The organism is Thalassomonas sp. M1454, assembly GCF_007097525.1.
In the GTDB taxonomy this organism is placed as follows: domain Bacteria; phylum Pseudomonadota; class Gammaproteobacteria; order Enterobacterales; family Alteromonadaceae; genus Thalassotalea_A.
In genome coordinates this window covers 899,375-925,873 of the sequence record NZ_VKDD01000002.1, presented here as the reverse complement: position 1 = coordinate 925,873, position 26,499 = coordinate 899,375, and the positions used below count along the sequence as shown (strand labels likewise).

The following is a 26,499-nucleotide window of genomic DNA, read 5'->3' as shown; positions in this document are numbered from 1 at the left end:
CTGATAAAAATATAATTCAGTGGAGAACGTATGCAACATCAAGCACTAATCACCAATGACGCTTCCGTCCTTGGTTTATTAGCAATTTTACTTGGTTTAGTCTTTTATACTGCCAATAGTAGCAACGCAAATTGGCAAAAGTTTTACTCCATTGTTCCGGCGGTATTGCTTTGCTATTTTTTACCTTCATTGCTAAATACCTTTGGCATCATCAATGGCGAAGAATCAAACTTATACTTTGTCGCCTCCAGATATTTACTACCAACTTGTTTAGTTTTATTAACCTTAAGCGTTGATTTAAAATCTATTTCAGGTTTGGGCCCGAAAGCCATCATTCTGTTTTTTACTGGTACTGCAGGTATCGTCATTGGTGGGCCTCTTGCCTTGTTAATCGTGTCGAGCTTTAGACCTGATCTATTAGGCGTTGAAGGGCCAGAAGCTGTATGGCGAGGATTAACAACGGTTGCCGGTAGTTGGATTGGCGGCGGTGCTAACCAAGCGGCGATGAAAGAGATCTATGGAGCTGGTGATAAAATATTCTCAGCTATGATCACCGTCGACGTTATTGTAGCTAACCTTTGGATGGCGGTATTATTAATTATGGCGTCTAATGCTAAACAAATAGACGCTAAATCGGGGGCTGACACATCAGCCATCACTCGCTTAAAAGAAAAAGTTGAAACATTTCAAACTGAGCATGCTCGTATTCCGGTATTGAATGATTTAATGATCATCTTAGCTGTAGGTTTAGGAGTAACCGGTTTTGCTCATATATTTGCTGATAATATTACCCCATATATGGTGGAAAACTTCCCTAATCTAGACAGATTAAGTTTTCACAGTAAATTTTTCTGGATGATAATATTTTCAACTTCAGTTGGTATTGCTTTATCGTTTACGCCTCTGCGCAAACTCGAAGGTGTGGGCGCATCTAGAGTTGGCTCGGCAATGTTATATATTTTAATTGTATCTATCGGCATGAAGATGGATATAACCATGATTTTTGATGCACCAATTTATTTTGTCATTGGTATGATCTGGATGCTTTTCCATGCAGGCTTAATGTTATTTGTTGCTAAACTTATCAAAGCTCCTTTATTTTATATGGCGGTTGGTTCACAAGCTAATGTTGGCGGCGCAGCATCTGCACCAATTGTTGCCTCAGCTTTTCATCCTTCATTAGCGCCAGTTGGTGTTTTATTAGCTGTATTAGGTTATACCGTGGGAACTGTGATGGCATGGTTCTGTGGTCAAATTTTACAAGTTGTTGCTTAAACAAGGATTATTATGAATTTACAAAGTGTTAATGTTGCAAACTTAACGGTCGCAAATGATCAACCATTTGTACTGTTTGGTGGAATGAATGTATTAGAATCTCGAGACTTAGCAATGCGAATTACTGAGCATTATGTTGAAGTAACGCAAAAACTCGGTATTCCATATGTATTTAAAGCATCTTTTGATAAAGCCAATCGTTCATCAGTCAACTCGTATAGAGGCCCTGGAATGGATGCTGGTTTAAAGATATTTGAAGAGATTAAATCAACCTTTAACGTGCCAATCATTACCGATGTTCATGAAACATATCAAGCTCAACCCGTTGCCGATGTTGTTGATGTTATCCAGTTACCGGCATTTTTAGCTCGTCAAACTGATTTAGTTGTAGCCATGGCTAAAACTGGCGCTGTAATTAATGTTAAGAAACCACAATTTTTAGCTGCACATGAAATGCGTCACATCATTACTAAGTTTGGTGAAGCGGGTAACGATAAAATTATCTTATGTGAACGTGGTAGTTGTTATGGCTACAATAACTTAGTTGTAGATATGTTAGCGATGGATGAAATGACCAAAATGGCTCCGGTTATTTTTGATGCAACTCATGCATTACAAAAACCAGGTGGTCGCAGTGACTCAGCCGATGGACGCCGCGCCCAAGCTGCGCAGTTAGCTCGAAGTGGTATGGCTCTTGGCATTGCAGGATTATTTATTGAAGCGCATCCAAACCCTGATGAAGCCAAGTGTGATGGTCCTTGTGCATTACCTTTACATGCTTTAGAAGGCTACTTAACCCAAATGAAAGCGGTTGATGATTTAGTTAAATCGTTTACGCCACTAGTAACTGATTAGCTTTTACTTATACCATTGCCATTAATTACTTGCCCAATGAGCATTTAATTAATGAACTTAGCATAAATTAAAAGACGAAAAAAAAGCTGCAACATTGCAGCTTTTTTTATGAATTTTATTTGGTAATTATTAAATTACTCAGCAACCATAGTTTCGCTGCTTTCAACGCTCATATCAGCTTCTACATCCATTTGCTCAATGCTATCTTGAGTTAAGGCTGCAATTTCAATTTCGTTTTGCTCATCCATTGAATCCATCATTACAGCTAATTCGTTTTCAAAAGAAACTGCTGCAACACGAATTTGTTGAGCTTGTGCTACAGTTACTGCCGATTCTTCAGCTACAGCACCAAATGAAAATAAAGAAGCTGTTGCTAATGCTAAAACTGCGCTTGATAATGTTTTTTTAATAGTTGTCATAAGTGTGTACCTCGTAATTAATATGGTGCTATTAAACCAGTGCAACATTAGATTAACAAGTAACGGATTGTTCTCGAGTGTAAAGTTTTGTAATTGCTGTTTTTTACTAATAAAAACAGATTCTTAGGTTGGCTTTTGGAATGTTAAAAAATAGTAGTGTTAGCTTAATGTAAAGGCATGCTTTATAATGTTGGGCATATAAAAATATTTTAGTTAAAAGATCATCAATAGTGTCTAAACGGTTACCCCCATTAAACTCACTTAAAGCCTTTGAAGTCTCTGCCAGATTACTGAGTTTTACCAAAGCCGCTGATGAATTATTTGTTACCCAGGCAGCCGTTTCTCATCAAATTAAGCTTTTAGAAAATCACTTAGGCTTAAAGCTGTTTATGCGTAAAAACCGCACCTTACTATTAACCGAAGAAGGTCAGTCTTATTATTTAGATATCAAAGATATCTTTAATTCATTGCAAGAATCAACGCAAAGGTTATTGGCTAAAAGAGCCAAAGGCACCATTACAGTATGTATACAACCGAGTTTAGCGATCCAATGGTTGGTGCCTAGGTTAAATGAGTTTAATAAACTTAATCCCGATATAGAAGTTCGCATTAAAGCCGATGATCGAAATGATGGCACCTTAGCTGACGATGTTGATATTGCTTTTTACTATGGCCATGGTCATTGGCCAGGAATTATCGCTGATAAAGTGATTGCCGAATATCTACAACCTGTATGCTCGCCAATATTACTCAGCTCAGAAAATGCAGTTACCGATATAGCAAGTTTACAGCAACATACGTTACTACATGACACCTCACGTAATGATTGGAAAAGGTGGTTTAAACTTGTTGGTATCAAAAGCAGTAAAGTCGATCAAGGGCCTCTTTTTAGCCATAGCGCAATCGTGCTGCAAGCTGCAGTACATGGCCAAGGTGTTGCCTTAGTTAATAATATATTAGCTAAACCAGAGATCGATGCAGGCCGATTAATCGCTCCTTTTAATAAAGTGCTGGTAAACCAAGATGGTTTTTATCTAGTTTGTCGTGATAATCAATTAGATATGGCGCGTATTGCACCTTTTAGAAACTGGGTATTAGAAACCGTTAAAAATGAAGGTGATGATATTTTAGATGCTCAGTAGAACATTATCATTAACCTTAACAAAGAGTAATCCATGGACAGTAAAGTAAACTTAGCTACAGATGCTATAGCCACCTTAATATTCGCTCATGGCGCTGGAGCGGATATGGATAGCGATTATATTGAGCAAATGACTCTCGCTTTAGTCGATAAAAAAATAAACGTAATACGTTTTAACTTTCCTTATATGCAGCAACGTAAACTTGATGGTAAGCGCAGACCGCCAAATCGCATGCCGATATTACTAGAGACGTATTTAAACCATATAAACCAATATACAGGGGCTTTGCCTTTATTTATTGGCGGTAAGTCTATGGGCAGTCGCGTGGCCGCTACATTAGCAAACGAAGATAAAGTATTAGGTGTATTTTGTATTGGTTACCCATTTCATCCACAAAAACAGCCTGAAAAGTTAAGACTTGAGCCATTACAAGCAACTACCAAACCGATATTAATAGTGCAGGGTACGCGAGATGCACTTGGCTCTAAAGAAGATATTGCTAGCTATGATTTAGCAGCTAATCTCAATGTGCACTTCTTAGAAGATGGCGACCATGATTTAAAGCCAAGAGTTAAATCTGGCTTTACTCATCAGCAACATAAAAATAGCGCGGTAAACGCGATAGCAGAGTTTGTGCAAGGCGCAATAAAGGCTGATAATGATAACAATTAATACTAGGATCAGAATTTTACAAGCTTTTGCAGGTATATTTGCTGCAATTGCTGTATTATTGTCCGCTTGGTTAAGTCATGCCGGTAAAGAGCTACCATTAGTAAGCCAAAATAACATTGAAACCGCATTGTTATTTGCATTCATTCATGTGCTTGCTATTTTTATTGTCGTAATTGCATATAACCAGAGTCAAAGGGCAGTATTAGTTAACTGTGGTTATTTATTTCTGTTCGGCATCATCGCCTTTAGTGGCGTATTAATATTAAAAGTTTTTGTGGCTGTAGGTGCGTTATCAAAGTTAACACCTATTGGCGGCATGGCATTCGTACTGGGCTGGTTAATTCTCGCTTTTGTGCAGCTAAAAGAGTAGGTAAAAAGATTTATGACAACAATAGTACTTTATTGTCGCCCAGGTTTTGAAAAAGAATGTGGTGCTGAAATTCAAGAAAAGGCCGCGTATAGTGAAGTTTTTGGTTATTTAAAATTAACTAAAAATGAAGGCTTAGTTTATTTTCATTTAAACGATGCTAGCCAAGCTGAAAAGCTAATGAGTAAGTTACCATTAAAACGTCTTATTTTTGCTCGTCAATGGTTTGCCACTGTAACAGATGAACCTGTTGAGTTACCTGAATATAATCGAGTAGAGGCAATAGCAGAAGCCTTAGGTGAAGAATTTCATTATAACGATATGCGAGTTGAATTACTCGATACTAATGAAGGTAAAGAGCTGTCAAAATTTGCCCGTAAATTATCTGTACCACTGCGTCAAAGTTTACGTAAATCAGGTACATTAGCGCCGCAACAAAAAGGTGAAGGTAGTGACCGTGGTGCAATCTTACATATTTTATTTTTATCGGGCCAGCAAGCGCTATTAGGCTATTCGTTTGCTCATAATACTTCACCATATGTTATGGGCATCCCTCGTTTAAAATTTCCAAGTGCGTCGCCGAGTCGTTCAACCTTGAAGCTTGATGAAGCGTTTATTCACTTTATTCCAAAAGAAGAATGGAGTGAACGTTTATGCTCTGGTTTAAATGCTGTGGACTTAGGTGCAGCGCCAGGCGGTTGGACATATCAATTAGTACGCCGTGGTATGATGGTTAAATCTATTGATAATGGCCCTATGGCACAATCTTTGATGGATACTGGTCAAGTTAAGCATTATGAAGAAGATGGTTTTAAATACCGCCCATTTAAAAAGAACAACTACTGGTTAGTATGTGACATGATTGAGCGCCCAACACGAGTAGCTAACTTAATGGCTCAATGGATTGTTGATGGTGACTGCCAAGAAGCTATGTTTAATTTAAAGCTACCGGTTAAAGGTCGTTATCAGCAAGTGATGAAAGATTTACAAACGATCAAAGATATTCTTGGTAAAAATGAAGTTTGGTACGAAATGTATGCCAAACATTTATATTATGACCGTGAAGAAGTTACCGTACACCTACGCCGGTTAAACCGCTCTTAATAAAATAACAAAGGACCGAAAGGTCCTTTTTTATTAATAGTTTAATTTATAATCGCTCTAATAATGCATCGGTAAAGTCGGTTGTACCGAAGTTACCCCCTAAGTCACGAGTTGTTCTGTCACCTGATTCAATAACATCTTTTATCGCATTACGAATTTTTTCCGCTTTGTCATTCATTTCTAAATATTCAAGCATTTGAATCGCAGCTAAAATTACCGATGTTGGGTTGGCTAAGTTTTTACCTGCAATATCAGGTGCACTGCCATGTACGGCTTCAAAAATAGCGCAATCTTCACCTATATTTGCACCTGGCGCCATACCTAAGCCACCAACCAGGCCCGCACATAAATCGGATAGTATATCGCCAAATAAATTGGTGGTTACGATAACGTCAAATTGCTCAGGGTTCATAACTAATTGCATACAACAGTTATCAACGATCATCTCGTTTGATTCAATATCTGGATAGCGCTCGGCTACTTCTCGAGCTACCTTTAAAAATAAACCAGAAGTCGATTTTAGGATGTTTGCCTTATGCACAGCGGTGACTTTCTTACGACCTTCTTTACGGGCTGTTTGATAAGCAAACTCAACAATACGCTCGGCACCTTCACGAGTAATTAAACTTCTTGCTTCAGCGTATTCACCGTCTTCTGATAAGGTTTGACCTAAACCTGAGTACATGCCTTCGGTATTTTCGCGAACCGTTAATATATCAATATTTTCATAACGTGCACGGGTGCCTTTAAAAGACATTACAGGGCGTAGGTTGGCATATAATTGAAATTTCTTGCGTAAGGTTACGTTGATAGAAGTAAAGCCATCGCCAACAGGGGTTGTAAGCGGGCCTTTTAGTGCCACTTTATTTTTCTCAATTAACTGAATAGTTTCCTCAGGAACTAACTCACCATACTTGTCGTAAGCGGTTAAGCCTGCATCGGCAAAATCATAATTAAAATTACAACCTGCTTTGTCTAATACTTTTATACAAGCATCGATAATGCTTGGGCCGATCCCATCCCCGGGTATCACTGTGATTGTTTGTTTAGTCATGAAGTTACCATCAAGTCCATTAGTTGTAAAAATAAAAAATCCGCCAACACTATGGGCGGATTTATACCATTTTTACTTATACAAAAGCTAGTGTGAATAGCTCTGGTTTTAGCTTTTTCAGTAATTTTAGCTGCATTTTAGACTAAAGTTTTATGCTTTTATTATACTTTTATGAGCAATGCTTTAGCTTAATTATAAAATAATGAGTTATTTGCTTTTATAATCGTTGTAAGCACTTTCACCGATACCAATTAATATATCGTTTTCAAATAAAAGCGCAGTACACTCATCTTGAGTGGTGATGCCGTCAGAGCTTCTATGTTGTGTACGATAAAATAATACTTGGTAGTTAGCGTCAGCAGATTTTTTTGCCTCAGTTATATCTGGGTTGCCTAAATCTTTAAATACTAAATCTATATTAACTTTATCAAGTTTTAATTTAGCTATGTATTGGCGGTTGTAGCCTTCACGCTCATCCCAATCCATATTTTTTACATCTTGTGGTGTGTCTTTATAGTACTGCCAAATACCAGCAGCAAATATGCCGTACAATACCACTGCAATTAAAATTCGAAAGGTAACTTTTTTGTTCATTTTTGACCTATTAATTTATGTGTTCAGATTCGACATGAATGCGAATATCTTTAAGGTTAAAACCAAGTGGAATATCTTTTTTCAAGGTAAGCAGTTGTTGGCTTAATTGAATTTGTAATTCCATATCTTTAAATTTATTTGCAATTGTTTTTTTCAAATCAGTTGCCGCTAAAATAGCCGTTAAAGAGCCATATTGTTTTAATAATTCTGATGCTGTAACTGGCCCTATACCTGTTACCCCAGGTATTTTATTAGTAGTATCGCCAGTTAATGTCCAAAAGTCAGTAAGTTGAGATGATTTTACATCAAACTTTTTCTGCACGTAGGCCTCATCTAAATAGCTCTTTTTAAAATAATCATATACTTGTACATGTGGACTTAAAAGCGAGAGAAACCCTTTATCAGTGGACACTATGGTTGTTTGCTGGCCATGCAAGGCAACTTTAATTGCCAGTGTCGCAATTAAGTCATCCGCTTCATCTTGCTCTGACTCTAATGAATCAATGCCTATCTCTAAAAAACTGTCTTGTATATCCGCGAGGCTATTGGCTAAATGTTCAGGCATTTGTTTTCTGCCTTTTTTATAATCAGGGTATAGTTGGTAGCGCCAGCAGGGTAATTTTGAATCGAAAACAGCTAAAGCATGAGTAGGGTTTAGCTCTTTAAGCATTTTTGCAATTGCACTTGTAGCTGCAACTTTGGTGTTGTGGATTATTTGCTGTTTGGTTTTTTCTGATAATTCATCAAGCAACAGGAAAGGGCGCTCTTGTACCGCATATATACGGCGGATCAAGTTCATTGCGTCGATAAGTATTAAATGGGCTTGCATTAGTATTATTCAGAAACTATTTCATAACAAGGCGTGTATTTACTGCCCGGCAATTTCATTCTTTGCTGGCTAACAAATGATGATAACAGCTTATCCATGAGTGTCATAATTTCTTCATCTCCTGATATTTTATAAGGTCCATTTAAACGAATACTCTTAACCCACTCTGGCTTTACGTTACCGGCAACTATACCAGAAAATACTTTTCGTAAATTGGCAGCCAGTTCATTAACTGGTAACTCTCTACTTAAGCTTATTGCAGCCATATTAGCATGACTTGGCTCAAAAGGGCGCTGAAAATGTTCTTCTATTTCTAGCGTCCAATTATAATGATAGGCATCACCTACGGCTTTGCGGTAATTGATCACCGAGTTTATTTGGTTACTCAAGTAGTGAGCTACTTCGGTTTCATCATCAATGATTATAGTATAAAGTTGCTGTGCTTCTTTGCCTAAAGTGGCGCCAATAAAGTTATCTAGATTATTGAAGTAGTCAGCAGTTTCTTTTGGTCCGGTAAGCACAATAGGTAACTTTTGTAATTTATTCTCTGGATGTAAAAGGATGCCTAAAACAAACAGCAACTCTTCTGCTGTACCTGCACCCCCTGGGAAAATGATCAAGCTATGACTCATGCGCACAAACGCTTCTAAACGTTTTTCAATATCGGGCATAATGACAAGTTCATTTACAATTGTATTTGGTGGCTCTGCGGCAATGATACTAGGTTCGGTTAAGCCAATATAACGGCCATCATAATTACGTTGTTTAGCATGACCAAAAGTAGCACCTTTCATTGGTCCCTTCATGGCGCCAGGGCCGCAACCTGTGCATATATTCATGCCTCGTAAACCCAGTTGATAACCAACTTCTTTGGTATATTTGTATTCTTCATGGCCAATTGAGTGTCCACCCCAACAGGTTACCAAGTTAGGCTCTCTGTCGAGTTTTATTACGTTGGCATTACGAATAATATCAAACACTATATGAGTAATTATATTGCTTGGTCTTGGTGGTGGAATACTTAAGTAGCGATTACTGATAAACAGGATGTCTCTGAGTACAGCTGAGAGTTGCTCTTGAATACCTTTAATTATTTTACCATCGACAAAAGCATGACTTGGTGGATTAATAAGTCTTAATTTAACTCCGCGCTCGCGCTTGAGCACTTGTATATCAAAATCTTTATATTGCTGATAAATTGCCTCGGCATCATCGGTGTTACTACCGACATTAAGAACTGCAAGTGAGCAATTGCGGTATAGCTGATACAGTTCACTATTGGCTGAGTGTTGCAGTAGATCCACTTCCAGTGGTGACAATAGGCACATATTACCGACAGGATTTAGTTCTACTTGCATTGCTTACCCTTGCTTCTAACGCTTCACTGAATATTTTTATCTTTTATCGCTGAAAGTATTTATATGCATAAAACCAGTATAACTGGGTGATTTTTATACAAAAATGCGATTTAACTTATTAATAACAAGTTTAGTTCATTCGTAGCAAGAACTGTAGATTTGATTGTAAGAAAATGAGTATTTATTTTTAAATACTGAGAAATCACCCTAGATACAAATAGTTTAGGGTGATTTTCTATTAATTTTATTGGCGTAGAGTTCGGCTTTGCGGTGCTGATTCAGCTTGTGACGATCTAAATGGGTTAATGTCTAAGCCACCTCGACGAGTATAACGAGCAAAAACGGATAGGGAGCTACAATGACAAAACTCAAGTAAGTCGGTGTATATTCTTTCAACACATTGTTCATGAAATTCATTGTGCTGGCGAAAAGAAATTAAATACCTTAAAAGCTTTTCTTGGTTAATCTTAGGCCCAGTATAGTTAATATATACACTTCCCCAGTCAGGCTGGTTAGTAATTAAGCAATTTGATTTTAATAAATGGCTAACTAGATATTGTGTGACAATTTCATCGTTACTGGTGCTGTTTTCTAATATCGAGCGATCAAACTGATAGCTATCGATAGTTAAATCTATATCGTCTATACATTGTGCAGTAATAGGTGCAATAGCAAGAGCAGGGCACTGATCAACTTTATATAAAGTAACCTGAACTGGCTTACCTGATACTTGTTCAAGATCTTTAGATAAAATGGCAGACACTTCATCCATATTAGAAAAGTGACTTTGATTAAAACTATTTAAATAAAGCTTAAATGATTTCGACTCAATTAAATTTACACTGCTACAACAAAATCTAAACTCAGCAACTGCGACAACGGGTTTACCGTTTGGCTCTAACCAAGATAACTCATAGCCATACCATACATCTTCGCCAAAAAATGGCAGGGCATCTGCCTTAAGATTTAAATCATCGCGGTTTAAAGCTCTAGGTACACCTTGTAACAGTTGCGGAGAATACTTACTTGCGTATTCTGTACTCTTGCCAAGAGTTAACGATTTTAATTCATCAGCGTTTTGATATTTAGTCATTTTAAGTTATTTTTTCAGGTGCTTATGAGTATAATAAAGATAAGCAAATTTAATTAATAGGTGTATTTTACCTGATGAACACATCACAGCAAAGTCTTAGTAATAGTATTGAGCAATTATTACAACAATTCATCGATACGGTGCAAGCAACTAAAGGCGCCCTTCCTGAAGTTGAACAAGATAGTGAATGGATTTCCCCTTGCGAACAAGGGCAAATTAACGCTGAAGGTATTATTGCATGGCAGCCTGTCGCAGTTGATGATGAGCTAGGCTTTGAAAATGTTGAAAAGGCAATCGGTTACACGATTCATAATGACATCAAGACATTCTTCACGAGTTTCTACAGCGATGTTATTCCTGCTAAATGCGAGCATGGTGAATTAGAATTATTGTTTACTTGGAATAAAGATGACTTTGAGCGTTTACAGCAAAATATTATTGGTCACTTATTAATGAAACAAAGATTAAAACAAGAGCCTACCTTGTTTTTTGCTGTAACCGACGAAGATGATATTAACTTAGTTATTAAGAATGACTCAGGTGAAGTGTGGGTTGAACCCGTTGGTTGTGAGCCAAAAACACTTATAGCGGCTAGCTTACAAGAATTTATTGGCACACTTAGTATCAATTATTCTGACTAATTTATTTTAGTTGCTGTTTTAATGATGCTATTTCTGCCTGTAAAGGTGAGATAGCATTTTTTATTGCCAATTCCATTTGGGCAACTGTTACAAAACCACTTTTATCTTCTACTACTGGTTTTTCCTTAGGCGTATCTATTTTTTGAGGCTCCGGGTTATTTTGCCAATATTGCAAACCTTTAATAATAGCCGCTAAAGGGGTGTTATTAGACAATTTAGCTTTAATTAAAGCCACGCTTGGCGTTTTATTTTCTGCAGCTAGCTGGCAGGCTATGCGGTGAATTTCTTGGTTAGCGTTCAAAACTTAAGACCTTGTTTGTTTTGTTTTTGTTAAATTAATCAAATAGTAGCGGATTTTACCAATCAAATCACTTTTTAATCTAACCTTTAATTTTTAAATGTAATAATATCAATCACTTGTAAAGTTGGTTTGTTAATTGCTTGTAAGTTAATTAGTTAAATTTTAATTACTCAAAATAAAAAAGAGAGAGAAACATGAAAAAAACATTAGCTACTTTATTACTTATCGCACCATTATCTTTAGGTTTAACTGGTTGTATTATCGTTGCTGACACTGACGGTAATGGTCACATAATGGCTGACCATGAAGATCGAGAGTACGAAAACCGTAAAAAAATCTCTCGTTTAGAGTTAGATATGGGTTACTTAGAAGTTCAAGATTATTTAGGTGTTGCAGATTTTAATGAAGTCTATGAGAAAAACGGTGAAACTATTCAAGTACTTTATTACCGTACGAATCGTAAACATGCCGATAGCATGACAACGAAAGATGAATGTACACCGCTTGTATTTAAAGCAAAGAAGTTAGTTAGTTGGGGCGATTCAGCTTACCAACAGCTTTAATAGCCTAAAGAAGAGCGACTGATGTCGCTCTTCTAGTTTTTGGGTATAGCTCTGTACCACTTTAATTCTAGTTATTCCTTACCTTCCTCCTGTTTTCACCTCTTTATATAATCTTTGACGAAATTTTTTATTTATATCCTTAATTTTTACAAAATTGTAGTTTCATAAAAATTGAACAAATTTGACTCACAATAAAATAAATTGATATGGTGGAAATTCGCTCAATTAAAAAACAAAAATTAAGAGCGTATAAATTCTTATGGAAAGGGCGATTTATGAACGATGTCAAACTTGCAACAGAAACAGAGATAAGAGCGGCTTACTTAACAGCACCAGAGCTTAAATTAGCAGCTTCATTATTATACCAAGCTTATCATGACGATCCTGTATTCGTGGATATTTTTGGCTCGGGCAGCGGTGATTACGAACAAAGATTACGAGCTTCTATTCGTGAAGAGCTAGCTGCTTTTTGGCAAGCTAAGCAACCAATACTAGGCTTATACCATGGTGAGGCCTTAGTTGGTGTCGCTTGTTTACATGGTCCTGATTCTGGCTTTGGCTCTGAACGTTTTTGGCATTGGCGCCTTAAAATGCTCCTTAGCGCAGGATATGTCAGTACGAAACAAATGATCCAAAAAGAAGAATTGATCATGAGCTCTGTTCCTATGGAACGATTTCATATGCTGTCTTTTATTGCAATCCACCCTCTACACCAGCATCACGGGTTTGGACACTATTTAGTGGCGGCGGTTAATACGGTTCTTGAAGAAGATACAAGTAGTGAAGGGGTCGCTATTTATGTTACTACTGACAAATACAAGCAATTCTTCGATGAGTGCGATTACACTATGGTTAAAGAAGTAACCGTTGGCAATGTAACAGGGCCTTTAATGGTACATTATCGAGAAACTTAACTAGTCTTTCTGATATGAAAAAATATCGAACATTTAAAGAGTTCTATCCTTTTTATTTATCACAGCACCAAAATGACACTTGTAGACGATTGCACTACGTTGGCAGTCTACTAGTGTTACTTTTGCTTTTTTATAGTATTGCCACCTCCCATTATACCTTGTTGCTATTCATGCCTGTGATTGGTTACGGCTTTGCATGGGTTGGCCATTTCTTTTATGAGAAAAATAAACCGGCTACTTTCACTTATCCTTGGTATAGCTTTCTTGGGGATTGGGTGATGCTTTATCAGTTTTTATTTAAAAGAAAAACTAAAGTCTAGGTATTATACCCGTCTCATTAATTACATAATTAATGAGACTGGTATTATTTCTCATTTTAATTGTGAGACATGTCTTACAACGGCTAGGGTTATTTCTTATATTTTGTCAGCAATAAAATCGATGAAATCTCTACAAGCTATATGCAGTGCTTGTTAAAGGTCATTATAAGGTTTTGTTGCAACTTACGATTGTCTGTTTGTATGTAAATCAAGTGTTAAAATGTTTTCTTGCTTTGCTATTATTAAATTCGTCAAGGAGACATGTAGTTCAGGATGAACAAGCACGGAAGCACAGTTTTTTTAAAGCTCGCTAAAATGTTATATACCCTATTGTTTAAAGAAATATTAGCTAGTTTCAATAGTTAAGTTTTACGGATTAAACTTAAGAAACTATTAAAAGGATTTATTAAGCTAAAGTGTAGGATACGGGATGTATTGTTCGCTTATTAAAGTAGGATGCTTAGCATAATTTACAAACGCATACTTAGGTATGCGTTTTTTTTGTTTTAAATTTATCTTCAAAATTTGAATAAACTTAGATCATTGACCATAATTTATTATCCACTATGGGAAGTGGGGTTAGAGGGATTTTGATGAAAAGGTATTTTTACATTGGTGATAATATTGACGAGCTTAAGACTATCTCTGTCGAATTACAGAGTGTGGGCTTTGCTAAACCTCAGATTCACTTGATCAACCGCTCCAAAGGCAAGCGCTATTTAGACTCTATAACTCCCTTCAACCATAGTTTCATACATACATTATTTAAAGATGAAATTATTGTTATCCTGTCACTTATCGCAACAGTGTCGATATTCATTACTGGTTATTTTCTACAAGTTAACTTTGATGATCTAATTATTTTATCCATATTAGCATTTCTTTGCTTCTTAGCATTTTTCAGTTTTATAAGTAAAAGCTTACTTGAATTAGAAACGAATGAATTTGATCAAAGCAGTATTAAAGAGCAAATAGAAATTGGCCGGCATGTATTACTCGTTGAAATGAGTGAGTCGCAAGATATACAACTTGGTAGTGTAATGTCAGATCATCCAAATATTGAGCGTGTTGGTATTCACGAATACTCTTAGCTACTGATTCAATCAGTAGGGCAGTTCATCTATTTAATTTATGACAAATAAAAAAGCCTCGATATTTCTATCGAGGCTTTAATATGAATGGTGCCGACTGCCGGAGTTGAACTGCTGCTCTTATACTGCTACTGATTCAATCAGTAGGGCAGTTCATCTATTTAATTTTAAACAAATAAAAAAGCCCTAACAAATGTTAGGGCTTTGATATGAATGGTGCCGACTGCCGGAGTCGAACTGGCGACCTACTGATTACAAGTCAGTTGCTCTACCAACTGAGCTAAGTCGGCACACAAAACTGTGTGCGATAATCAAACCTTGTGGCTATCATATCTTGGCACCGAAACAACAAGTAATTACTTAATCATTGTCTCTAAAATTAATGGTGCCCCGACCCGGATTTGAACCAGGGACACGCGGATTTTCAATCCGCTGCTCTACCAACTGAGCTATCGGGGCGCTTCACTTGCTAGGCTTTTCAGCTTTGCCTTGAAGACGGGCGCTATTAAACTGTTTTTCGCTTGCGCCGTCAACCTCTTTTTTCATTTATTTTGATTTTTTTTATCGTTTGCTTGTTTTTAGTTCAACTTGCTTGATTGTTGTTCAAAATAAAAGCCGCCATTAGCTTTTTCTTAACATTTTCTGTTTTACCAAATGAAAAAGACTTTAATCCAGGTTATTTAGTTTGTGGTGTATAACCTTCAATTTTTGGCTCTTTACCTTCAAATAAAAACGCAACCATGTTTTTTTCTAAAAACTTTCTGTCTTCGGCGTTCATCATTGACAATTTATGTTCGTTAATAAGCATGGTTTGTTTCTTTTGCCAAATTCCCCAAGCTTCTTTGCCTATGTTATCAAAAATACGTTTACCTATTTCACCTGGGTAAAATTGAAAATCTAAACCATCATCTTCTTTTTTAAAGTGTTGGCACATTACTTTGCGGCTCATAATTAAATCTCTCGTTATATAGTGTTGCTAAACAGCTTGCTTTGCCAAAAGGGTAAGTAAGGTTTTACTTGAAGCGGCTAAACCAATATTAGCACCGTGCTCAAGATGGTACCAAAGCTGTTGTTCATTATCATTAATAATTGTGTTTGATTGGCTAATTTCAACCTGTAATGGCGTAATATCTAAATGAAAGTGACTAAAAGTATGTCTAAAGCCTGCAAGTTTCTGCTTATTGTTAATTACAAAACCTAGCTTTTCGGCAAGCTGGTTGAGTTCATCTATCGAGCTTATTTCATAAAAGCTCCATAAACCACCCCAAATCCCTGAAGCAGGGCGCTTATACATAAATACCGAGTCTTTATTGGTAAACATGACCATGATGGTTTGTTTAATTGGCTTAACTTTTTTAGGCTTTTTACCAGGGAAGTCGGTTTGTACTTGGTTTTTATGAGCGGCACACAAATCAGCTAAAGGGCAGTCCACGCATTTAGGTTTTGTTCTTGTACAAACAGTGGCGCCTAAATCCATCATCGCTTGGTTAAAGTTAGCTACGCCAAACATCGGTGTTAATTGCTCAGAATGTTGCCATAAGGCTTTATCAAAGCTTGCTTGTCCTGGATACCCAGGTGTCATAAAGCATCTTGCTAGTACTCGTTTTACATTGCCATCGAGTATAGGGTGATGCTGGTTTAAGGACAGGGATAAAATAGCTCCTGCAGTTGAACGCCCAATTCCGGGTAGGGCGATCACCTCGTCAATATTTGTTGGAAACTCGCCGTTGTATTGATCGCGTATAATCTTTGCTGCTTTTTGTAAGTTGTGTGCTCTTGCGTAATAACCAAGTCCGGTCCAGTGATGCAGCACTAAATCTTCATCGGCATTAGCTAAATCAATGACGGTAGGAAAACTTTCCATAAAACGTAAATAAAATGGAATAACCGTTGTTACTTGGGTTTGCTGTAACATGATCTCAGAAATCCAAACTCGATAAGGGGTTTTATCTTGCTGCCAAGGGAAGTGCTTTCTACCTTGTTTATTAAACCAAGTAAGGACTGCATCACTAAATTTCATTTACTACTTCTTTATTGTTTTATTATTTGCTATTGCGCGAGTGTAGCGTTTTTCGAGTCTTTGATCTACGCCAACTATCATGCATTTAAAATCAATAAAACTTGGCTTTTTGCGTATTTAGCACTATTCTTCGCGCAATTAGTAATTAAATACAAAGGGTCAACATGACTGAACAACTTAGAACAGCTAAAAACCGTAGTCGTCGTATTCGTAAAAAAATGCGCGTAGATGAATTTCAAGAGTTAGGTTTTGACTTAGCGTGGAAATTTGAAGAAGGTACTACAAATGATCAGATTGATGCTTTTCTAGATAAGTTTTTTGCCGAAGCAATTGAACCACAAGGTTTAGGTTTTGGTGGTGAAGGTGACTTAATTTGGCACGGCTTAGTATGTACGCAAAAACTAGGCAAGTGTACTGAAGAAAACCGTAAAACAGTCGAAAAATGGTTAACCGATAACGGTGCACAATCAGTTGCTGTTTCTGACCTTTATGATGTGTGGTGGGCTTAGGTTTATTACGCATTGAATCAAAGGACTTTTATAAGTCCTTTTTTTTCCTCTATTAATTAGCAATTATAACAACATAGAAATATAGCTATAATTGCTATGCAATTAATGAACGTGGTATTATCCGCGACCAGATATTAGGCACCGAATAAAGCAACTAGCTAATTCGATCCCACTAAACGATTTTATGAGTAACTCTATGAGCAACGATACGCCAAACGACAACCAACCTAAGCAACAACACAAAACAATTGAGCAAGCACAAGCGGAAGGTAAATACATTCGCCAAGTACGTAGTTTTGTAAAGCGTGAAGGGCGTTTAACTAAAGCTCAAGGTCGTGCTCTAGAAACTCTTTGGGATACTATGGGCTTAAATCATACTGACGGTATGATAGATGCAAAAGCCTTATTTGGTAATGACAATCCAATAACACTAGAAATTGGTTTTGGTATGGGTAAGTCATTAGTTGCTATGGCTAAAGCAGCTCCTGAAATTAATTTTATTGGCATCGAAGTACATCGCCCTGGTGTTGGAGCTTGTTTAGCTGAAGCAGAAGCACAAGGTGTTAACAACTTAAAAGTATACGAGCATGATGCGATTGAAATTTTAGCTGATTGCATCCCGGCAAGTTCAATTGATACTGTACAATTATTCTTCCCTGATCCTTGGCATAAAGCTAAGCATCATAAACGTCGTATCGTTAAGCCTGAATTTATTGAAAGTATTCGTGGCGTATTAAAAGTTGGCGGAGTTTTCCATATGGCAACCGACTGGGAAAATTACGCAGAGTGTATGTTAGAAGACATGACTGGCGCTCCTGGATTTGGCAACTTATCAGAAAATAACGATTACGTACCTCGCCCTGATTCTCGCCCACTAACTAAATTTGAAAATCGTGGTCAAAAACTTGGTCACGGTGTGTGGGATCTACAGTTTAATAAAATAGATTAACTTTAACTAAGTCGATAAAATTACTTTCAAGGTGTCAGAGTTGTTGAACTTTACTCATGTAATTTCAACAACTCTGACACCTTGATTTTATCTAGTGGTTAAGTTCGGGCACCAATATAGCTTTCGTAATCAGGGATTGATTTAGGATATTCTTGGTCAAATAAGCTGGAGTTAATTAAAAAATCAGCGGTTGATTGATTACAGGCAACCGGTATATTCCACACGGCAGCTAAACGCAATAATGCTTTTACATCTGGGTCATGAGGCTGAGCTTCTAGAGGATCCCAGAAAAATATCATCATATCTATTTTTTGCTCGGTGATTAGTGCGCCAATTTGTTGGTCACCACCAAGTGGGCCACTAATTAGGGCATTTACATCAAGTCCGGCTTTGTTCTTAAGTAAAGTACCTGTAGTACCCGTACCGTATAAGTTATGCTTGTTGAGTTTATCTTTATGCTTAATACACCAAGCTATTAACGCGGGTTTCATATTATCGTGGGCAACTAATGATATGTTTTTATGTTGCGCTGAAATTACTTGTTTATATTGCATTATTTACTCTTGTTTTTGTATGCCAAAGACTTACTTGATACTTTAATTTATTGCAGTGACTAAGCTGTTGCAACAGTTTTCAAGATCAGTGTGTAGTTAGGCGTTTAATGTTTTCAAGTTGATCTGACCCACTTGATTTTGTTAATTCCTTATAAGCTTTATTAAAGTCACTGCGAAGGTGAGATTTTAAGTAATAGCTTACTTCTTTTTTAGGAATAGTTTTTAATACACTAAATACTGCTAAGCAATAAACCATTTCTTGTTCTGGTAAAGCAACTTCTCTATTGGCATGTTTGTTATAACAGCTGCCACAACCACCTTTAAATTGGTACGCGGTATTGGCGAACATAACGCCAAACCCCATAAAACAAGCGAGTAAGTCGATAGCTTGCGGTATAAACTTTTCCCCGCCAGGAGGTAAAACGCCACGCTGAGCTATAAGTATAGAGGAAAAAACTTGCGCAAATGAGGCAACTAAATCTTGCGGTTGATTAATTTGCTGCGGATTGTAGCTAACGAGTATTTCACCTGAGTTGTTTTGGCTAAAATCATTGTTAATTACTTTGGCTTCATTGCCGCGCATGCCGTTAACAAACTCTAGTTTTGGCATTTGTTTTTGTACAAATTGACTCGGGCTTACTAAACGAATTGGCCAGTTGGACATACCAGCGTAGGTTAATGTGTTATCAAAAACTGATTGCGCCATTTCTTCAATGCTTGAAACAGTACCAGGATAAAATTTATTAATTGGTAAAATTAATTGCGTATCTTGTTTGAAAACCGCTAAATCGAATTCGTTAACCGCCCACTGGTAAGTATCTAAAATCCAGTTACGAGTTGATTCGTCAAGTAAAGGGGCACTATTGCCTAACGGTAAGCGATTTAATAGAGATGATAACATAGGCTTTCTTTAGGGGATTATAATCAGGATCATTAATGTGCCCTTAACATACCTGTTTTTTAGACGTAAAAAAACGGCTGAAGTAAAATACTTAGCCGTTTTATTAAGATTAGTTAGTCTATAAACAATTTAATTACTAACTATGCTGCATTTTCACGATGGTAATGACGCAAGCTGTGCTCTTTTTGACGCTCGTTACTAAACGATGTCACGCGTTTTAAGTAACCAATAACACGAGTGCCGTGATCAACATCTTCACTACTACACTTACTACATGAGCTAAGCGTACGCTTATCTATATGTTCACACGCATTACAAATAGTAATTTTTACATTCACGCAGAAGTAGTTACAGCCGGTTTGTGCGGCAACATTAAATAACTTCATGTAAGCATCTGCAGTTAAACTTTCATCTAAATTTAAGTGTAGGGCAGAGCCACCATCTAAATATTGGTTTATTTCACGGCCATGCAGTACAAACTTATCTAGGTGATTACAGCTGTCATCTTCAACTAAATAAAAGTATGAGTTGTAACAGTCTCGCTTGGTAACATACCCATCTTTAGCATCCCATTTAGCATTTTTAACGCCTAAGTTTTCAGCTGGTACAAACTCAGTGTTAAACATGTAACCAAATTCTTGTTTAGCGCGCTTGTTCGCATTAAAAATAACCTGCAAGTTGTCACTAACAAAGTCTTTATATTCTTGGTTGTTACCGACAGTAAAGCCTTTGTATTCTGCTGCCTCTGCCATACCGTTAATACCAATGGTTAAGAACTGCTTATCTAAAGTAATAAAACCTGCATCGTAAACACTTAAAGCGCCTTGCGCTAAATAGTCTTCCATTAAACGGCGATAAGCAACTTGATACTTTTGAATTTTTTCAATTTCAGTATTTAGGTTACGACCATCTTGAACTAAGCGGTTCATGTTCATGGTAATAACATTAATCGAGCCTGTAGCAACACCACCAGCACCTAAGGTAAAAGAGAAGGTGTTATCGGTGATCTCGTTACGTAAACGACAACAAGATGCAAGTGAGTCGGCGCTATCAGATAAATAGATAAAGAATGAATTACCTTCTGCCTTTTCTTTAGCAAGGTTGTAGGCAAAGTCGTTATCTTTACATTTTCCATTTTCAGTTAACATTGCTGCAGTAATAACAGGGAAGGTTAATACTGCTTTTTCACGCTCTTTATTAATCCAAGACATAAAGAAGTTTTGCAGTTTATCAACACTACTCCATTGTGGTTTACTAAAGTCAGGGAAGACAAAATCAGCAAACATAGATTCAAAGTAGTATTGGTCAAAAATAGAGATGTTCCAGAATACACTTTGGTAACCACGAGCAGCTGCCGGTTGGTTTAATGCGTAAACTACATGTTGTAAGTGATTTTCTATTGCTTTGCTGTGATTTTCTAAATAGTTGTCACCAAATTCAATGCGCGCGAAATGGTCAAAATAAGTTAAGAACTCAACGGTTGCAACAGCACCTGCAAATTGTGCAGAGATAGCAAAAATTAAGTTTACAAATGAGCCACAAAAAGATTCTAAATGTTTAGGTGCTTTTGACTCGCCACCAAGTTTAGTTAGCCCATCTAATAAAAATGGATACATACTAATTGAGGTACAGTATGGCTTGATACTGGTTTCATCGTGCACGTAAATTTCATGATTTTCAATTTGGCGTTCGTACTCGGCGGCTAAATTGCTGTCAAAGATTTCACTAATTTTATCTTTAACTAGTGAGCGGTTAATTTGTACAAAACAATCCTTTAAAAGCTCTGCCTCTAAAGTAGCAATATTCTTTTGCGTTACGTTTGCGTTGGCATCCATTTTTGAACCATCAGCAGCGTTTTGGGCAGCGAAGTATTGTTTAATAAATTCTGTTTTGTTGTTAATTTGTGCTTCGCTAAGACGTAACATGTGAGTTTCCTGTTTTTCTAAATAAGTAATTAAGTTGTTCGCCAGTATTTACATTGATAAATTTTTGATTGCTATTAGGGTTATCTAAACCGCCAAGCTTTGCTTGCCATTTTCCCGTTTTAAGAAAATCTAAATGTGCCATCAACTGCGAACTAACTTGGCTAAGCCCTGTATACAAACAGGTTTTTAAACCTTGCTGTTGAGCTAATTTAAGTTTGTTAATTAACGCTTGTTGTTGCCATTCACCACCAAAGAATACAACGGCTGATATTAAACCTTGGTATTGAGTTAAATAAGCGCTAAATGCGTCATCTGATAACTCTTCACCAAAAGTTTCATCCCACAGCTCTGTGCTATGACAACCTTTACAGCCAATGTTGCAGCCTGTAATGCTAAAACATAAGCTGATTTCATTTGGTAGCTCTTGAAATACAACTGTTGGTGCTAGGCTATTAAATAACATTTATGTCTATATGTAGTGGTACGTTGTTTTGGTGAGCGCAATATATAGGTTTTTATCACTTGGGTTAGTTGATATAAATCAACTGTTTTTGCATTGGATTTTAACTGCTGTTTTTTTAACTTAATGCTGGTTAAATAAAAAACAGGGCAACAAATTAAGTGTTATTTTTGGTTAAAAGTTGGCGCTTATTTGAGCGCTTAAATTTTATTTTTATTGATATCAATTAATATTCGTTAAGGCTATTGTGAAACACTCAACTATGCCTTAACGTGTCTATATAAAGTTATATTAATAGCTATTTTATCAAATTGATTATGCATCGATGCAAGGAAATTCATGCGCTTTATTCATACTTCTGACTGGCATATTGGCCGTCTTTTTCAAAATATCTCTTTATTAGACGATCAGCTTTATGTACTTAAACAAATTAAACAATATGCCAAAGATTTTACGGTAGATGCTTTGATTGTTGCCGGCGATATATTTGACCGCTCAGTACCCCCAGCAGAAGCTGTTGATGCGCTAAATAACTTTTTCCAGCAAGTAGAAGATGAATTAAATATACCGATTATTATGATCTCGGGTAATCATGACAGCGCTAAACGATTACGCTTTGGCGCTAAACAAATGCAAAAATCAGGTTTGCATATATTAGCCGATATCAATAGCGTTACCGAGCCGGTGATTGTGACCTGTAAAGATGAAAGTGTTGCTTTTTATGGTATTCCTTATCATGATCCTGTTGAAGTTCGCGAAGCATTTGCAACTGAAGAACAAACTACAGCGATTAAAACCTATGACGATGCCCATACATTTTTAGCAAACAAAGTATTAGAGCATAAAAAGCAACATCATAAAGACATACCTGCGGTATTACTTAGCCATTGTTTTATTGATGGCGCAAGTGAGTCTGATTCAGAGAGGCCGTTATCAATAGGCGGGGCTGATAGAGTTTCATGGCAGCCACTAACCGATTTTGATTATGTTGCTCTTGGTCATTTACATGGGCCGCAGTATAAAGGCGCTGAGCATATCCGTTACTCGGGCAGTTTAATGAAATACTCTTTTTCAGAACATAAACAAAAAAAAGGGGTAACTCTAGTTGAAATTAACTCCAAGGGCTTAGTTAAACAAGAGCATTTAACTATTAACGTAAAGCATGATTTAAGAATTGTTGAAGGCTCGCTAGAAGAGATCATAAATGCGGGCAAAATAGATGAGCGCAGTGATGATTATATTCTGGCTAAGATAAATGATAGCCAAGTGATACTCGACCCCATTGGCCGTTTACGCCAGGTATATCCTAATGTATTACAAATTGAGCGCACTAACTTTGACCATACGAGCAATTCTCGTCTTAGCAATAACACATCGACTGGGCAGAGTAATGAGCGTAGCGAAAGTGAAGTATTCACCGACTTTTTTAAGCAAGTAATGGATGTTGAATTATCCCCGCAGCAACTTGAATTACTGCAACAAACCATAAGCGAAGCGCAGAATGTTATGGAGGATAAATAATGAAACTTCATAAGTTAACCATACAAGCTTTTGGTCCTTTCGCACAAACTGAAACTATTGACTTTAGTAAGCTTGGTGATAATCCATTATTTTTAATTGATGGCCCAACGGGGGCAGGTAAATCATCAATTTTACACGCAATTTGTTATGCACTTTACGGTGAAACAACGGATGAAGCACGTAAAGATGTTGGCGTGCGTTGTGATAACGCTGCCAGTGATTTACTTACCGAGTTAACCTTAGAGTTTTCAATTAGAAAGCAACATTACATTATTAGCCGCATACCAACTCAAATGCGTCAAAATAAACGAGGGGACGGACAAACTGAGCAAAAAGCATCAGCACATCTGCGTAAAATTTTAGATGATGGCAGTGAACAAACCTTAGTTGCTAAAAAGAAAAAAGATGCCGATGAGCAAATAAAACAAGTTATAGGCTTGTCCGCAGAACAGTTTAGACAGGTAATGGTACTGCCGCAAGGCAAGTTTAGGGAGTTACTGTTAGCAAAATCTGATGCAAGGCAGGCGATATTATCAACTTTATTTCAAACAGAAATCTATAAACGAATTGAGCAATTACTTAAAGATAAAGCGGCTAATATTGAACGTGAATACAAGCGCTTTAAAGAGCAAATAGATGAAGCTCTAAGTGAAGTTTTCCAAGACAATGTCGATTCATTAAAACAAAGTATAGATGAAGCACAAAAGGTGAAAACAGAGCTTGAACAGCAAAAAATTGCTGCCGGTGAAAAAAGCCGGTTAAGTCATGACAAGTTAAAATCAGCTATCGAGCTTGAACAAGCCTTTAAAGCAAAAGAGCAGAAGCAGCAAAACTTAACCCTGCATTTAGCCAACCAAGAGCAATACCTAGTACAAACAAAACAAATTGCACTGGCGCAATCAGCTTTAAAAATTGCGCCTATTTGGCAAAATACCCAACAGTTAAATGTTGATGCAGCCAATAATAAAGAGCAACTTGAGCTAAGCCTAAATCAGCATAAACAAGCGCAGCTTAAACTTACCGATTTTCAAGCTCAATTTGAACTAGCCCAGCAGCAAAGTGCTGGTCGCGACGGTTTGGTTAATCAATATAATCAGTTGCAAACTTACAGTAAAGTATTAGCTGATTTTGCGATAATTGAGGCCAATGCTAAACAAGCTCAATCGGTTGAGCAAAAAGCCAAGCAAGAGCGTGATACTCATATTGAAAAATTATCTGAGTATCAACAGCGATGTAAAAACGGTGAGGCATTAATCGCGCAGTTGCAACAACAAGTTGTTAATAAAGCGAATATGCAAATAGCTCAAAACACTATGCAAACTCAGCTCACTCTTGCCCAGCAACTTGTAGCTAGCGAGCAAAATACAGCGAAGCAACAGCAACAAGTTCAAGGCTTTGAACAAAATTTAGCAAAGGCTGTTAAAGCACTTAGCAACGCCATAAATAGCGCGGATAAATTAGAAATGTTATGGCATTCAAATCAAGCCGCTATTTTAGCTAAGAATTTACAACAAGATGCACCTTGCCCTGTGTGTGGGTCAATCGAGCACCCAGCCCCAGCAGTAATTAGTAGTGAGATGCAAGGTGTTAGCAAAGATAGAGTAGAGCATGCGAGGAGTGAACAACAAGTTGCTTTAAATCAGCAAATAAATGCCGATAAAAACTTGTTAAAAGCAACAGAGGTTCTTAATCAGTTTGTCGAACAAAGTAATAAAATAAAAGTTGAACTAGGTGAATTAGCCGCTGTGCCTGTTGAGCAATTACAGCAAAAACTAAATAACCTTAACAATGAGCTAAATATTATATTGCAAGCTGAGCAGCAAATAGCGCCTGCACAAAATAAATTAGCATTGATGCAACAAGATGTGGCAAATCGAGAGCAAGTTATTAATGAGATCTCCGATAATTTACCTAGGTTAAGCAGCGCTTATGGCGAGGCTAAAGCTAAGCTTGATAATGCAATAAATACACTGCCTGAGCAATATCGACAGCCGCAAGCTTTAAATAATGAGATAGCGCAAATTCAAGCAAACATTAAGCAACTTGATGATAACTTACACACAGCGCAGGCAAATTATCAGCAACAGCAAAATATCATTAGTGCAGGGCAAGCAACTACCGAGCAGCTAAGTAAAGTTCAGACTGAGTTAAGCGCGCGATTAACAGAGCAGCAGCAACTTTGGCAACACGCATTAAGTAGCAGTGAATTTAAAAGCGATGATGAGTTTCAACACGCGTTAATTGAGCAATCAGCAATTGAAACCTTAGTTAAACAAGTGAAAGAGTTTGAACAAACTAGAGATACACTTAGCTCGCAGCTTGCCTTGTTAAATGAGCAGCTCAAAGATAAGCAGGTGCCGAATATGGAAGAGTTGCAGGTACAAAATAATGCTGATGAAGCTGCTTTTAAGCAAATTGAACAAGAGTGGGCGAGTGCGCAAACGCAGTTATCTCGCTTAACCGACACGCAAAATAAAATCACACGCATAGAAGCCGAGCAAGTTGAAAACAAGAAGCAGTATCAAGTAATAGGTACTCTGTCATCAGCCGCATCAGGTCGAGGCAAAGTACGTGTTTCCTTAGAGCGCTTTGTATTAGGTGATTTACTTGATTCTGTATTGGCAATAGCGAGTAAACGCTTGCATATAATGAGTAAAGGCCAATACCGTTTAGTTAGACAAGATGAAGGCTTACAAAAGAAGAACGTTACCGCAGGATTAGATTTAGCGATTGATGATGCTTACACAGGAAAAACTCGCCCGGTGGCAACGTTATCAGGAGGTGAGTCTTTTATTGCATCGCTTGCATTAGCACTTGGCTTGAGTGATGTTGTACAGCAACGTTCAGGCGGCATTCAACTTGATACACTATTTATTGATGAAGGCTTTGGTAGTTTAGATCAAGAGTCATTGCAGCTAGCAATAGAAACATTAATGGACTTACAAGCCAGTGGTCGAACAATCGGCGTGATCTCGCATGTATCAGAATTAAAAGAGCAAATGGCACTGCGTATCGATGTCAAAAGTGAGCGCTCAGGTAGTAGCATTTCAACCATAGCCAATAATTAA

Annotated in this window: 28 protein-coding genes and 2 tRNA genes; 15 read left to right on the top strand and 15 right to left on the bottom strand. The window is 37.2% G+C overall.

What is annotated here, in order from left to right:
- The first annotated feature begins 30 nt into the window (after nucleotides 1–30).
- Nucleotides 31–1,275, top strand: coding sequence for a DUF819 domain-containing protein (locus FNN08_RS06155; RefSeq protein ID WP_143583837.1), 1,245 nt, complete (start codon nucleotides 31–33; stop codon nucleotides 1,273–1,275).
- Nucleotides 1,276–1,287: 12 nt separating this feature from the next.
- Nucleotides 1,288–2,130, top strand: coding sequence for a 3-deoxy-8-phosphooctulonate synthase (gene kdsA / locus FNN08_RS06150; protein ID WP_143583836.1), 843 nt, complete (start codon nucleotides 1,288–1,290; stop codon nucleotides 2,128–2,130).
- Nucleotides 2,131–2,264: 134 nt separating this feature from the next.
- Here kdsA and FNN08_RS06145 read toward each other — a convergent pair whose 3' ends face one another.
- Nucleotides 2,265–2,549 carry a hypothetical protein gene (locus FNN08_RS06145; RefSeq protein WP_143583835.1) on the bottom strand — a complete coding sequence of 95 codons (285 nt, stop codon included), beginning with the start codon at nucleotides 2,547–2,549 and terminating at the stop codon, nucleotides 2,265–2,267.
- Nucleotides 2,550–2,779: 230 nt separating this feature from the next.
- Here FNN08_RS06145 and FNN08_RS06140 point away from each other — a divergent pair, with 230 nt between their 5' ends.
- The 4 genes from FNN08_RS06140 to rlmM are packed head-to-tail and all read left to right on the top strand — an operon-like array spanning nucleotide 2,780 to nucleotide 5,834.
- Entirely contained in the window at nucleotides 2,780–3,691 is a 912-nt protein-coding gene (locus FNN08_RS06140) for a transcriptional regulator GcvA (RefSeq protein ID WP_143583834.1), read from the top strand.
- A 33-nt stretch (nucleotides 3,692–3,724) separates the two neighbouring features.
- Nucleotides 3,725–4,363: an alpha/beta family hydrolase gene (locus FNN08_RS06135; RefSeq protein ID WP_143583833.1), complete on the top strand. Its 639-nt coding sequence runs from the start codon at nucleotides 3,725–3,727 to the stop codon at nucleotides 4,361–4,363.
- Nucleotides 4,350–4,733 carry a DUF423 domain-containing protein gene (locus tag FNN08_RS06130; RefSeq protein WP_143583832.1) on the top strand — a complete coding sequence of 128 codons (384 nt, stop codon included), beginning with the start codon at nucleotides 4,350–4,352 and terminating at the stop codon, nucleotides 4,731–4,733. Before FNN08_RS06135 ends, FNN08_RS06130 begins: the two co-directional genes overlap by 14 nt.
- Nucleotides 4,734–4,745: 12 nt before the next feature.
- The gene (gene rlmM / locus FNN08_RS06125; protein ID WP_143583831.1) at nucleotides 4,746–5,834 is read left to right on the top strand and encodes a 23S rRNA (cytidine(2498)-2'-O)-methyltransferase RlmM; all 1,089 of its coding nucleotides are present in this window, start codon (nucleotides 4,746–4,748) and stop codon (nucleotides 5,832–5,834) included.
- A 46-nt stretch (nucleotides 5,835–5,880) separates the two neighbouring features.
- On the opposite strand, the gene FNN08_RS06120 is transcribed toward rlmM, so the two are convergent.
- The 5 genes from FNN08_RS06120 to queF all read right to left on the bottom strand — a co-directional run bounded on the left by FNN08_RS06120 (nucleotide 5,881) and on the right by queF (nucleotide 10,762).
- A complete protein-coding gene (locus tag FNN08_RS06120) occupies nucleotides 5,881–6,888 on the bottom strand; it encodes an isocitrate dehydrogenase (RefSeq protein WP_143583830.1) in 1,008 nt (335 codons plus the stop codon).
- 207 nt (nucleotides 6,889–7,095) lie between these two features.
- Nucleotides 7,096–7,482, bottom strand: coding sequence for a DUF3192 domain-containing protein (locus FNN08_RS06115; RefSeq protein ID WP_143583829.1), 387 nt, complete (start codon nucleotides 7,480–7,482; stop codon nucleotides 7,096–7,098).
- Between the two features lie 10 nt (nucleotides 7,483–7,492).
- On the bottom strand, nucleotides 7,493–8,311 hold the full coding sequence (xni, locus tag FNN08_RS06110) for a flap endonuclease Xni (RefSeq protein WP_143583828.1): 819 nt from the start codon (nucleotides 8,309–8,311) through the stop codon (nucleotides 7,493–7,495).
- Between the two features lie 5 nt (nucleotides 8,312–8,316).
- Nucleotides 8,317–9,669, bottom strand: coding sequence for a nucleotide 5'-monophosphate nucleosidase PpnN (gene ppnN, locus FNN08_RS06105; protein WP_143583827.1), 1,353 nt, complete (start codon nucleotides 9,667–9,669; stop codon nucleotides 8,317–8,319).
- A 244-nt stretch (nucleotides 9,670–9,913) separates the two neighbouring features.
- The gene (gene queF / locus FNN08_RS06100) at nucleotides 9,914–10,762 is read right to left on the bottom strand and encodes an NADPH-dependent 7-cyano-7-deazaguanine reductase QueF (protein WP_143583826.1); all 849 of its coding nucleotides are present in this window, start codon (nucleotides 10,760–10,762) and stop codon (nucleotides 9,914–9,916) included.
- Nucleotides 10,763–10,836: 74 nt separating this feature from the next.
- Between queF and syd the strand changes: the two genes are divergently transcribed.
- The gene (gene syd, locus FNN08_RS06095) at nucleotides 10,837–11,403 is read left to right on the top strand and encodes a SecY-interacting protein (protein ID WP_143583825.1); all 567 of its coding nucleotides are present in this window, start codon (nucleotides 10,837–10,839) and stop codon (nucleotides 11,401–11,403) included.
- 1 nt (nucleotide 11,404) lies between these two features.
- Here syd and FNN08_RS06090 read toward each other — a convergent pair whose 3' ends face one another.
- Nucleotides 11,405–11,704 carry a hypothetical protein gene (locus FNN08_RS06090; protein WP_143583824.1) on the bottom strand — a complete coding sequence of 100 codons (300 nt, stop codon included), beginning with the start codon at nucleotides 11,702–11,704 and terminating at the stop codon, nucleotides 11,405–11,407.
- Between the two features lie 194 nt (nucleotides 11,705–11,898).
- Here FNN08_RS06090 and FNN08_RS06085 point away from each other — a divergent pair, with 194 nt between their 5' ends.
- The 4 genes from FNN08_RS06085 (at nucleotide 11,899) to FNN08_RS06070 (ending at nucleotide 14,592) form a co-directional block, all read left to right on the top strand.
- Nucleotides 11,899–12,267: a DUF3192 domain-containing protein gene (locus FNN08_RS06085; RefSeq protein WP_143583823.1), complete on the top strand. Its 369-nt coding sequence runs from the start codon at nucleotides 11,899–11,901 to the stop codon at nucleotides 12,265–12,267.
- 275 nt (nucleotides 12,268–12,542) lie between these two features.
- Complete coding sequence (locus tag FNN08_RS06080; RefSeq protein ID WP_143583822.1) at nucleotides 12,543–13,181, top strand: GNAT family N-acetyltransferase; 639 nt, start codon at nucleotides 12,543–12,545, stop codon at nucleotides 13,179–13,181.
- Nucleotides 13,182–13,195: 14 nt separating this feature from the next.
- Nucleotides 13,196–13,501, top strand: coding sequence for a DUF962 domain-containing protein (locus FNN08_RS06075; RefSeq protein ID WP_143583821.1), 306 nt, complete (start codon nucleotides 13,196–13,198; stop codon nucleotides 13,499–13,501).
- 593 nt (nucleotides 13,502–14,094) lie between these two features.
- Complete coding sequence (locus FNN08_RS06070) at nucleotides 14,095–14,592, top strand: hypothetical protein (protein ID WP_143583820.1); 498 nt, start codon at nucleotides 14,095–14,097, stop codon at nucleotides 14,590–14,592.
- A gap of 214 nt (nucleotides 14,593–14,806) precedes the next feature.
- On the opposite strand, the gene FNN08_RS06065 is transcribed toward FNN08_RS06070, so the two are convergent.
- The 4 genes from FNN08_RS06065 to mutY form a co-directional block, all read right to left on the bottom strand.
- A tRNA-Thr gene (locus tag FNN08_RS06065) sits at nucleotides 14,807–14,882 on the bottom strand.
- A 93-nt stretch (nucleotides 14,883–14,975) separates the two neighbouring features.
- Nucleotides 14,976–15,051, bottom strand: a tRNA-Phe gene (locus FNN08_RS06060).
- 217 nt (nucleotides 15,052–15,268) lie between these two features.
- Nucleotides 15,269–15,541 (bottom strand): oxidative damage protection protein, encoded by a 273-nt coding sequence (locus tag FNN08_RS06055; RefSeq protein WP_143583819.1) that lies wholly within the window; start codon nucleotides 15,539–15,541, stop codon nucleotides 15,269–15,271.
- A 27-nt stretch (nucleotides 15,542–15,568) separates the two neighbouring features.
- Entirely contained in the window at nucleotides 15,569–16,612 is a 1,044-nt protein-coding gene (gene mutY, locus FNN08_RS06050) for an A/G-specific adenine glycosylase (protein ID WP_143583818.1), read from the bottom strand.
- 164 nt (nucleotides 16,613–16,776) lie between these two features.
- Here mutY and FNN08_RS06045 point away from each other — a divergent pair, with 164 nt between their 5' ends.
- Both FNN08_RS06045 and trmB read left to right on the top strand, forming a co-directional pair.
- Nucleotides 16,777–17,121 carry a YggL family protein gene (locus FNN08_RS06045; protein WP_143583817.1) on the top strand — a complete coding sequence of 115 codons (345 nt, stop codon included), beginning with the start codon at nucleotides 16,777–16,779 and terminating at the stop codon, nucleotides 17,119–17,121.
- 196 nt (nucleotides 17,122–17,317) lie between these two features.
- The gene (trmB, locus tag FNN08_RS06040) at nucleotides 17,318–18,070 is read left to right on the top strand and encodes a tRNA (guanosine(46)-N7)-methyltransferase TrmB (RefSeq protein ID WP_143583816.1); all 753 of its coding nucleotides are present in this window, start codon (nucleotides 17,318–17,320) and stop codon (nucleotides 18,068–18,070) included.
- A 98-nt stretch (nucleotides 18,071–18,168) separates the two neighbouring features.
- Here trmB and FNN08_RS06035 read toward each other — a convergent pair whose 3' ends face one another.
- The 4 genes from FNN08_RS06035 to nrdG all read right to left on the bottom strand — a co-directional run bounded on the left by FNN08_RS06035 (nucleotide 18,169) and on the right by nrdG (nucleotide 21,913).
- Nucleotides 18,169–18,624: a methylglyoxal synthase gene (locus tag FNN08_RS06035; RefSeq protein WP_143583815.1), complete on the bottom strand. Its 456-nt coding sequence runs from the start codon at nucleotides 18,622–18,624 to the stop codon at nucleotides 18,169–18,171.
- 85 nt (nucleotides 18,625–18,709) lie between these two features.
- Nucleotides 18,710–19,525 carry a hypothetical protein gene (locus tag FNN08_RS06030; RefSeq protein WP_143583814.1) on the bottom strand — a complete coding sequence of 272 codons (816 nt, stop codon included), beginning with the start codon at nucleotides 19,523–19,525 and terminating at the stop codon, nucleotides 18,710–18,712.
- A 140-nt stretch (nucleotides 19,526–19,665) separates the two neighbouring features.
- Nucleotides 19,666–21,450: an anaerobic ribonucleoside-triphosphate reductase gene (gene nrdD / locus FNN08_RS06025; RefSeq protein WP_143583813.1), complete on the bottom strand. Its 1,785-nt coding sequence runs from the start codon at nucleotides 21,448–21,450 to the stop codon at nucleotides 19,666–19,668.
- Entirely contained in the window at nucleotides 21,437–21,913 is a 477-nt protein-coding gene (gene nrdG / locus FNN08_RS06020; RefSeq protein WP_143583812.1) for an anaerobic ribonucleoside-triphosphate reductase activating protein, read from the bottom strand. The genes nrdD and nrdG overlap by 14 nt, the downstream gene beginning before the upstream one ends.
- Before the next feature lie 336 nt (nucleotides 21,914–22,249).
- Here nrdG and FNN08_RS06015 point away from each other — a divergent pair, with 336 nt between their 5' ends.
- Together FNN08_RS06015 and FNN08_RS06010 are read left to right on the top strand one after the other, a co-directional pair.
- The gene (locus tag FNN08_RS06015) at nucleotides 22,250–23,431 is read left to right on the top strand and encodes an exonuclease SbcCD subunit D (protein WP_143583811.1); all 1,182 of its coding nucleotides are present in this window, start codon (nucleotides 22,250–22,252) and stop codon (nucleotides 23,429–23,431) included.
- The gene (locus FNN08_RS06010) at nucleotides 23,431–26,499 is read left to right on the top strand and encodes an AAA family ATPase (protein ID WP_143583810.1); all 3,069 of its coding nucleotides are present in this window, start codon (nucleotides 23,431–23,433) and stop codon (nucleotides 26,497–26,499) included. The genes FNN08_RS06015 and FNN08_RS06010 overlap by 1 nt, the downstream gene beginning before the upstream one ends.

What these genes read in the sequence shown, in the direction of transcription:
- xni (WP_143583828.1), bottom strand. Translation starts at nt 8,311, where the DNA reads ATGCAAGCCCATTTAATACTTATCGACGCAATGAACTTGATCCGCCGT.
- FNN08_RS06080 (WP_143583822.1), top strand. Translation starts at nt 12,543, where the DNA reads ATGAACGATGTCAAACTTGCAACAGAAACAGAGATAAGAGCGGCTTAC.
- FNN08_RS06035 (WP_143583815.1), bottom strand. Translation starts at nt 18,624, where the DNA reads ATGCAATATAAACAAGTAATTTCAGCGCAACATAAAAACATATCATTA.
- FNN08_RS06075 (WP_143583821.1), top strand. Translation starts at nt 13,196, where the DNA reads ATGAAAAAATATCGAACATTTAAAGAGTTCTATCCTTTTTATTTATCA.
- FNN08_RS06045 (WP_143583817.1), top strand. Translation starts at nt 16,777, where the DNA reads ATGACTGAACAACTTAGAACAGCTAAAAACCGTAGTCGTCGTATTCGT.
- kdsA (WP_143583836.1), top strand. Translation starts at nt 1,288, where the DNA reads ATGAATTTACAAAGTGTTAATGTTGCAAACTTAACGGTCGCAAATGAT.
- FNN08_RS06030 (WP_143583814.1), bottom strand. Translation starts at nt 19,525, where the DNA reads ATGTTATCATCTCTATTAAATCGCTTACCGTTAGGCAATAGTGCCCCT.
- FNN08_RS06015 (WP_143583811.1), top strand. Translation starts at nt 22,250, where the DNA reads ATGCGCTTTATTCATACTTCTGACTGGCATATTGGCCGTCTTTTTCAA.
- nrdD (WP_143583813.1), bottom strand. Translation starts at nt 21,450, where the DNA reads ATGTTACGTCTTAGCGAAGCACAAATTAACAACAAAACAGAATTTATT.
- ppnN (WP_143583827.1), bottom strand. Translation starts at nt 9,669, where the DNA reads ATGCAAGTAGAACTAAATCCTGTCGGTAATATGTGCCTATTGTCACCA.
- FNN08_RS06070 (WP_143583820.1), top strand. Translation starts at nt 14,095, where the DNA reads ATGAAAAGGTATTTTTACATTGGTGATAATATTGACGAGCTTAAGACT.
- mutY (WP_143583818.1), bottom strand. Translation starts at nt 16,612, where the DNA reads ATGAAATTTAGTGATGCAGTCCTTACTTGGTTTAATAAACAAGGTAGA.
- FNN08_RS06155 (WP_143583837.1), top strand. Translation starts at nt 31, where the DNA reads ATGCAACATCAAGCACTAATCACCAATGACGCTTCCGTCCTTGGTTTA.
- syd (WP_143583825.1), top strand. Translation starts at nt 10,837, where the DNA reads ATGAACACATCACAGCAAAGTCTTAGTAATAGTATTGAGCAATTATTA.
- FNN08_RS06085 (WP_143583823.1), top strand. Translation starts at nt 11,899, where the DNA reads ATGAAAAAAACATTAGCTACTTTATTACTTATCGCACCATTATCTTTA.
- FNN08_RS06145 (WP_143583835.1), bottom strand. Translation starts at nt 2,549, where the DNA reads ATGACAACTATTAAAAAAACATTATCAAGCGCAGTTTTAGCATTAGCA.
- FNN08_RS06130 (WP_143583832.1), top strand. Translation starts at nt 4,350, where the DNA reads ATGATAACAATTAATACTAGGATCAGAATTTTACAAGCTTTTGCAGGT.
- FNN08_RS06055 (WP_143583819.1), bottom strand. Translation starts at nt 15,541, where the DNA reads ATGAGCCGCAAAGTAATGTGCCAACACTTTAAAAAAGAAGATGATGGT.
- rlmM (WP_143583831.1), top strand. Translation starts at nt 4,746, where the DNA reads ATGACAACAATAGTACTTTATTGTCGCCCAGGTTTTGAAAAAGAATGT.
- FNN08_RS06115 (WP_143583829.1), bottom strand. Translation starts at nt 7,482, where the DNA reads ATGAACAAAAAAGTTACCTTTCGAATTTTAATTGCAGTGGTATTGTAC.
- nrdG (WP_143583812.1), bottom strand. Translation starts at nt 21,913, where the DNA reads ATGTTATTTAATAGCCTAGCACCAACAGTTGTATTTCAAGAGCTACCA.
- FNN08_RS06120 (WP_143583830.1), bottom strand. Translation starts at nt 6,888, where the DNA reads ATGACTAAACAAACAATCACAGTGATACCCGGGGATGGGATCGGCCCA.
- queF (WP_143583826.1), bottom strand. Translation starts at nt 10,762, where the DNA reads ATGACTAAATATCAAAACGCTGATGAATTAAAATCGTTAACTCTTGGC.
- FNN08_RS06135 (WP_143583833.1), top strand. Translation starts at nt 3,725, where the DNA reads ATGGACAGTAAAGTAAACTTAGCTACAGATGCTATAGCCACCTTAATA.
- trmB (WP_143583816.1), top strand. Translation starts at nt 17,318, where the DNA reads ATGAGCAACGATACGCCAAACGACAACCAACCTAAGCAACAACACAAA.
- FNN08_RS06010 (WP_143583810.1), top strand. Translation starts at nt 23,431, where the DNA reads ATGAAACTTCATAAGTTAACCATACAAGCTTTTGGTCCTTTCGCACAA.